8 protein-coding genes and 1 pseudogene are annotated in these 7,005 nt (G+C 64.8%); 5 read left to right on the top strand and 4 right to left on the bottom strand.

Annotation, left to right across the window (positions count from 1 at the left end; genetic code table 11):
• From GPA_RS15555 to GPA_RS15545, 3 genes are all read left to right on the top strand, one after another.
• On the top strand, positions 1–1,031 hold a 1,031-nt coding region (locus GPA_RS15555; RefSeq protein WP_197533113.1), incomplete at its 5' end, for a C40 family peptidase.
• Between the two features lie 13 nt (positions 1,032–1,044).
• On the top strand, positions 1,045–1,764 hold the full coding sequence (locus GPA_RS15550) for a hypothetical protein (protein WP_015540452.1): 720 nt from the start codon (positions 1,045–1,047) through the stop codon (positions 1,762–1,764).
• Entirely contained in the window at positions 1,764–2,888 is a 1,125-nt protein-coding gene (locus GPA_RS15545) for a hypothetical protein (RefSeq protein ID WP_015540451.1), read from the top strand. The genes GPA_RS15550 and GPA_RS15545 overlap by 1 nt, the downstream gene beginning before the upstream one ends.
• Here the strand turns inward: GPA_RS15545 and GPA_RS20685 are convergent.
• Positions 2,812–3,105, bottom strand: a pseudogene (locus GPA_RS20685) (DJ-1/PfpI family protein); the annotation flags it as partial. The gene GPA_RS15545 and the pseudogene GPA_RS20685 overlap by 77 nt on opposite strands.
• Before the next feature lie 60 nt (positions 3,106–3,165).
• Positions 3,166–4,053, bottom strand: coding sequence for a helix-turn-helix transcriptional regulator (locus tag GPA_RS15540; RefSeq protein ID WP_049784206.1), 888 nt, complete (start codon positions 4,051–4,053; stop codon positions 3,166–3,168).
• 252 nt (positions 4,054–4,305) lie between these two features.
• Here GPA_RS15540 and GPA_RS15535 point away from each other — a divergent pair, with 252 nt between their 5' ends.
• Together GPA_RS15535 and GPA_RS15530 are read left to right on the top strand one after the other, a co-directional pair.
• The gene (locus tag GPA_RS15535) at positions 4,306–4,515 is read left to right on the top strand and encodes a helix-turn-helix transcriptional regulator (protein ID WP_041239782.1); all 210 of its coding nucleotides are present in this window, start codon (positions 4,306–4,308) and stop codon (positions 4,513–4,515) included.
• Entirely contained in the window at positions 4,512–4,994 is a 483-nt protein-coding gene (locus GPA_RS15530) for a hypothetical protein (protein ID WP_015540449.1), read from the top strand. Before GPA_RS15535 ends, GPA_RS15530 begins: the two co-directional genes overlap by 4 nt.
• Before the next feature lie 151 nt (positions 4,995–5,145).
• Here GPA_RS15530 and GPA_RS15525 read toward each other — a convergent pair whose 3' ends face one another.
• Both GPA_RS15525 and GPA_RS15520 read right to left on the bottom strand, forming a co-directional pair.
• A complete protein-coding gene (locus GPA_RS15525) occupies positions 5,146–5,334 on the bottom strand; it encodes an FmdB family zinc ribbon protein (RefSeq protein ID WP_015540448.1) in 189 nt (62 codons plus the stop codon).
• A gap of 50 nt (positions 5,335–5,384) precedes the next feature.
• Positions 5,385–7,005: molybdopterin-containing oxidoreductase family protein (locus tag GPA_RS15520; RefSeq protein WP_083809185.1), on the bottom strand; the 1,621-nt coding region annotated here is incomplete at its 5' end.

Here is a 7,005-nt window from a genome sequence, read left to right as displayed (position 1 = left end):
AGGGCGGAGCCGGGGTCGCAGGCATCGTCGCAGGCGCCGGCGCCCCGATCGCCGGCATCGTCGTCGGAATCGTGGCCTTCGTGCTGGGTGCCTTGCTGGTGGGACAAATTGTCTCAGCGCTCTTCGGATTCTGGGAGAACGAGGCGAACAAGCAGGCTATGGAGGGACTGCCTCCCTACATCACCTACGAGATGGTGGAGGCCGCCCTCGACGCCCAGGAGAAGTACGGGCACCCTGCCGGCTGCACGATCGCCCAGATCATCTGCGAGAGCGGGCAGGGAGACCACATGAGCCAGCTCGCCACCAGGGACCACAACCTGTTCGGCATGAAATGGGCATCCTCCTACGCCTCCGCCACAGAAGTGGCGGGAAAAGCCAGCTGGGCTACCGGGGAGGAGGCAGCTGACGGCAGCCACTACACCACCGCCGCCCAGTTCATCGTGTTCAAAGGCGACGCGGAGTGCATCGTGTTCCGCAGCCGAGTCTTCCTGCAGGCGGGACGGTACGCCAACAACCCTCTGATCAGGGAGGCGATGGCGAACCACGACTCGGACAAGATGGCCGAGGGCCTGAAGGACGCAGGATGGGCAACGGACTCCAGCTACGTGGAGACCCTAAAGTCGATCATGCAGACCTACGGCCTGTACCGCTTCGACGGCCTCAGCCTAGAGGACTTCAAGGCCGGCGAGGAGGCGGGAAACGCCATCGTGGCCGCGGCGTACAGCCAGCTCGGCGTGCCATACGTCTGGGGCGGCTCGACGCCCGGAAAGGGCCTGGACTGCAGCGGCCTCACGCAGTACTGCTACCGCCAGGCGGGCATCCGCATCAGCCACTACACGGAAGACCAGAAGAGCGAGCTCAGGCAGATACCCATCTCCCAGGCCAGGCCCGGGGACATCCTCTACAGGCACGGCCACGTCGCCATCTACATCGGCGACGACAGGTACATCCACGAGCCCCACACGGGGGACGTCTGCAGGATCGCCTCGGGAGCCGACTGCTTCACTTGCGCCCTGACGGCGCGCCACTAGAAAGGAGAAACGAATGGAGAAGAGAAGCAAGGCCATGGCCGCGCTCGCATGCGCTGCCCTGCTCGTGCTCATCGGCTCCGGGTGCGTGCGCTGCACCATGGTCCACAGCACGCAGCAGGACCCGGTCGAGCAAGGCCAGGAGGTAGGCGCGGCGGACGAAGCCGATGCAGCCAAGGACGGCCTGGAGAAGCTGCTCGGCACCAAATGGACGTCCAAGGACGGGAAGGCGACCCTCTCGATCATGAACGGCGCCTTCGTGGAGAGGGCTGCCGGCGAGGAGAAAGTCACCTATTGGGAGCCGGAGAACGCCAAAGCCGACGACGACGGCTTCTCGGAGTCCGTCTGGGCCAGCGACAGCATCACATCCGCGCAAACCCCGTCTGTGGTCAGGGTCGACGCCACCGAGAACGGCGGCATGGCGATTACCTGCGACTCCTTCAAGATCTCGGCCACCTACCTCATCGATGCCCCTGAGGACGTCGAACTCGCCATCAGCGGCGACATCGACTACCTGGCGGCTCTTGCCGGCGTGGAGAAGGACGGCATAGTTGGCTGCCTTCAGGACTTTGCCAGGTCTAGGAGCCCCTACGCCAAGACGGCGACCTGGGACGGCGAGGTCTACATCGACGCCAACGCCAACAAGACCAGCTCCACCTTCACGCTGGACGACCCCAACGGGACCATCGCGACCATCGTCATCGACGGCACGTCGGGCAAGATCTCGGCAATGTGATGCCGATGGGCTCCTTGGTAAAACTCGCCCATGACCGCAGGTTCAAGCTGGCCTTCGCGGCAACGATCGTGCTCCTGACGACGCTGCTCGTGCCGGCACACGGCGCATACGCGGACATCGCGGGCGACATCAACAACTGGCTGGCCGAGCTCTTGAGGGAGGCGACCAACTGGATGTTCTCGAAGCAAGTGGATGTGCTGAAGGGCATCGGCTACGACGGAATCCTGGGCGCGGACTTCGACTCCATGCTCACAACGTCGGGAAGCGTCTCCATGTACGACATCGCGCACGGCGTGTGGAAGGTTGCCATCCTCCCCATCGGATGCGGCGTGCTCTCGCTGGTCTTCACTGTGAAGCTTATACAAATCTCACAGAGGGTCGACGGGAACGCCTCCATGCCAGGCGTCAAGGAGGTCGTGTTCCTCCTGGTGTTCTTCGCCGTGTTCCTGTTCCTTATCCAGCACAGCTTCGAGCTGATGCAGTCCATCTACGAGGTGGTCGGAATCGCAATCGACAAGGTCATGGGGCTGTTCGGTCAGGGAGGGACCCTTGATCTCGCAGCCGCGTCCATCGTGACCACGGACGACGACATCCCGGCTCTGCTTGCGATGCTCGTCGTGTCACTCATCAGCTGGGTCGTCGTCCTCGCGGCCTACATCGTGGCCCTGGTCGTCTGCTGGGCCCGCGCCCTCCAGCTCTACATCATGGCTGCATTCAGCCCGATCCCCCTCGCCTTCATGGCCTTGGACGACACGAGGCAGATAGGGGTTGGCTACCTGAAGAACTTCACCGCCGTTTGCATCGCGGGCCTGATCATCGTGATCCTGCTGATCGCCTTCCCGGTGATCCTCGGAGGGCTCACGGGAGCGAATCCTGGCACAGGAACGCCAGTGGACGCGGTCGCGACCGGGCTCACGTACGCATTGCAGTACCTGGCCATGTGCATCCTGCTCATCTTGTCGCTCGCCAAGAGCGGCGCATGGGCTCGGAGCCGTGCTCGGCCAAAAACGTTGCGGCGTTGCAGATCCCGCCGACGAGCGCTCCCTGGGCGCGGGCGCGGCGGACGAGGGGGACCACGGCGTCGATGCCGCTTGCGGGGTCGAGCCACGCGTTGCCGCCGATGAGCAGCAGGGCGGCGAATTCGCCGGGAGCGTCGTCCAGCGCGTAGTCGGGCGCCACGGCGATCCCGCCCATCGAACGCTTGGGCGCGCGGTCGGGCGCGACAGTCCTCACAGCGAAGGCGTCCGTCTGGTTGAGCTCTGCGCTCACGTACGAACCCTCCCAGTCGGCGAAGCCGTTGAACACGTAGACGAGCACGGTTTTCTTCGATTGCTGTTGCATGGTCGGTCCTTTCGATAGGGTGCGAGCCCATGGTACGGGAGCAACCATGACAGCAGTATGTCATGGTTCTCGAAGATGTGCGAGATCGCCCAGGAATCCGGCGAGGCGCCTCACCCAGGCCTCGTCGTCGGTGCGGAACCGCGCGACGCCGACGGCTTCGTCCGCGCCTCGCTCGAGGAACCGCGCGTCGATGGTCTCGGCGAGGACGAACTCGTCGGCTGCGTCGTAGTCGAACTCCGCGAGGAAGGTGCCGGGCGCGTCCGCGTCGGGCGGCAGCAACAGCGGCGCGTCAGGGGCGGAAAGGGCGAGCGGCGGGGCCTCGCGCGCTTGGCACGTTTCTTCCAGCACGTCGAGGGCGGCGATGCGCTTGAGCTTGAACAGGCGAAACGCCTCTCGCTCGCGGCAGAAGGCGTGCAAATACCAGCTCGATTGCTTGTAGACGAGCCGCGCCGGCTCCACGACGCGCACGCTTCGCCCCGACCGCGCGACGTACTCGATGCGCGCGCAGCGGCGCTCGCGCACGGCGTCGAGCAGCATGGCGAGCTTCTCCTGCACGACGGCGTCGTCGAACCACGAGGACAGGTCGAGTACGAGGGGGCCTCCCGCCGCGACCTGCGGGCCCACGTCGGCCCCGGGGACGAGCCGCGCGATGAGCTGCGTGACCGCCTGGTCGCCGTCGATGCTGCGCAACCCGTCGAGCGCGGCGTACAGCGCCGCCGCGTCGTGCGTGCTCAAGAGGTCGCGGCGCACCTTGAATCCCTCGACGACGCCCACACCGCCGCCCGCGCCCGGGAACGTGACGAGGGGCACGCCGGCCCGTCCCAGCGCGTCGAGATCGCGCGCGATCGTGCGCGTCGACACCTCGAACCGCTCGGCCAGCGCCCCGATGGTCGTGCGCTGCGCGTCCGCCAGCACGCACATGATCCCGATGAGCCGCTCCATCCGCATAGGTTCCCCCTTCCGTGTTCGCATCCCCAGCTTACCATGCCCCGCCACCCCGCAGCCCCTCGTCACAGGCGGGCCCCTTCCCGCCTGCGGAGTGCGAAGCCGCCAAGCGAGGGGGCTCGCGCCCGTCCTTCCGGCAAGGTGCGGCGCGCATTCCCGTTGACCGCCGATACATGGTAAAGTCAACTTGACACCCGTCCGTCCGTCTGCCATACTAGGTAAAGTCAACTTTACTTCTATCGAATCGAGCCGTCAGTGGACACCATCAGGAACCGGGTGCGGGAGCTGCGCGAGGAGCGCGGGCTCTCCCAGAGCGAGCTGGCGCGGCGCACGGGCGTCACCCGCCAGACCATCATCTCGCTGGAGAAGGGGAGCTACGTGCCGTCGCTTCTGTTCGCGCTCAACCTGTGCGAGGTGTTCGATGCTGCGGTGGAGGACGTGTTCAGCAAGGAGGAGCATTCATGAAGAAGGTCGTGTTTGAGAGCGTGGGCAACACGCTGCTGTTCGTGCTCATGGGGCTGGTGTTCATGTTCCCGTTCTCGCGCTACGAGGGCGGCGTGGCCGCGGACGGCTTCTCCCTGTCCGTCCACCTCTCGCCGTTCCTGGCGGTGTTCGTGGCGTTTTTGGTGCTCTATCCCATCGCCCGCGCCGTGTTCGTGAGGCGCAGCGGGCTGGATGCGAGCACGCGGGACAACCTGGAGCTCGCGGCCGACGACGAGCGCGAGCTCCAGATAACGGGCCGTGCGCTAAGAACTGCGTACCGGGTGCTCATGACGTGCCTGATCGTGGGCTTGGGCGTGCTGGCAGCCGCCCAGTTCCTCTCCGCGACCTTCCTCGGCGATGCCACGGCCGTGTACCGCACGGCCGTGGCGATCATCGCCGCCACCCTCGTTGCCGCGAGCGTTTCATACTGCATCCGGTGGTGCCTCGAGTACCGGAGGTGATGCCAGTTCGATCGGTCCGCCGCAGCCACCTTGTTGAATGCACGACCGCGTTTGGCGTGACGGCAAGTCCCTGGAGCATGCTCTCGTTGACCAAGCTGCTCCAGGGTTTGGCGAGGCGGGCGATTCGACAGTAGGCCTGCCTCGGCTCGGATTAGTCGTCTTCCTCGATCTGGTACTCGAACTTTGTCTTGCACCAGGGGCACTTGGTCGTGAAACTGCCGAACTCGCGGCTCGTCACGATCTTGCGCAGCGGCTTTCCGCAGTTTGGGCAAACCTTCGGCGCCTTGTCGGTGATCTCCTCGATGCCTTCGACGTCTTTTTGGTCAGGACTGTATGCCATGGTCGGGTCTCCTTTCCGGTTAAGCGTTCCAAGCGTTGGAACGCTCGGCTTTATTTTGCGCAGTGCTTGGCTTCGTAGCTCATCTCAGAGGACGCGCCTACCGTCATGCTCTCCGGCCCGCGGCTTGCCGGTGGCTCATAGGCGGCGGGATCCGAGCTTCCTGCCTCGTAGCCATCTACCTTGTAGATCTTCGCGAGCACGTTCTTGTAGGGAGCGCCGTAGCCGAGCTTGCCCACCTTGTACATGGGCACGAGCTTGTTGACATTCGACTTCCACGTGCCGAACAGGTTCGGGTACTCCCCGTCTTCCTCGGGATACCACCAACCGTGGGTTGCATGGATGACCCTCTCCGGCACCTCGTTGGAGAGGCGCGCCCGTTCCACGCACTTGCCCAAGGGGTTCTCGATGCACACGTAGTCGCCCGCCTTGATGCCGTGGGCGGCTGCCGTCTTCGGGTTGATGGTGACGAGCGGGTCGGGTGTGATGCTGCGCAGCGTAGGCATCTGTCGGTGCTCGGAGTGGAACGAGACGAAGTCCCGCCCACCGGTGGTCAGTACGAGCGGGTACTCTTCGTAGAGGTCGGGGGTGCTGTTGGGGCTCATTGCCGGCTCCATGAAGTAGGGGAGCTCGTCTTCCCCGAAGTCGTCGTAAATCGAAGAGCACACCTCTATCATGCCCGTCGGCGTGTTGAAGCCGGGCTCGCCGTCGGGGCGCAGCAGCCCCTTCTCGTACTTGCGGTACTCGAAGTTCTGCTGGAACACCCCCATGTCGCGCAGGTTGTTGAAGTCCCAATCATATTGGGTGCGGATCTGCGCGTTGAAGAACTCCTCGGCGCTCTCCCACGGCCACGCCTCGGGGTTGAGGCGCTTGCCCACGAGCATGTCGATCTCCAAGTCGGATCGGGCCTCGCCGGGGTCGAGGGCCGCGTTCATAGCCCCCAGGAAGTGCGTATTGCGACCGAAGTGGGGGAGCACGACGCCGTCATGCTCGGCGAAGCCGCTCACCGGAAGCACCAGGTCGCACAGGCCCATGATGGTGGGCGTCATGAAGCAGTCCTGGGCCGCGTTGAAGTCCATCTTCATGAGCGCGTTGTACCAGCGCTCGGGCTCGGCGTAGACCGTCGGCGCAATGGGGTTGGTGGCGTAGAAGTACGCCATATGGAAGGCATAGGGCTCCTCGGTCTCCATGACGGTGAGCACCTCGTCGGGATGGGCGAATGGCCCGCACGCGTATGCTGGATGGTCTTCCTTCGCATCGATGCGCTTCGCCATGGTCTCGGGCTCGACGAACTGCGCGGTCTCGAAGCGCCAGCGTCCCATGAAGCTCGAGGGTAGCGACAGCGTGATACCGCCCGGTACGTCCATATAGCCGCATATAGCCGCCAACGCAAGTAGGGCCTGCCCTGCCTGCGCGCCGTTCTGCTGGGTGTCGATGGCGAGCCCCCACATGATGGACGAGGGCGCGTTCGTCGCGAAGGCGCGCGCCGCGCTGCGTATGACGTCGGCGGGCACCCAGGTGATGTTCTCTGCCCATTCGGGCGTCTTGTCTTGCACGCGTTCGGCGAGGTCATCAACGCCGAATACCCATTTCTCGCAGAAATCGTGGTCGTAGAGATCCTCGCCCAGGACGACGTTCAGCATCGCGAGGCCGATGGCGGCGTCGGTTCCCGGA

It is taken from the genome of Gordonibacter pamelaeae 7-10-1-b, from assembly GCF_000210055.1.
GTDB lineage: Bacteria > Actinomycetota > Coriobacteriia > Coriobacteriales > Eggerthellaceae > Gordonibacter > Gordonibacter pamelaeae.
Note: the sequence above shows the minus strand (reverse complement) of the source record. Positions and strands in the feature narration are given on the sequence as shown.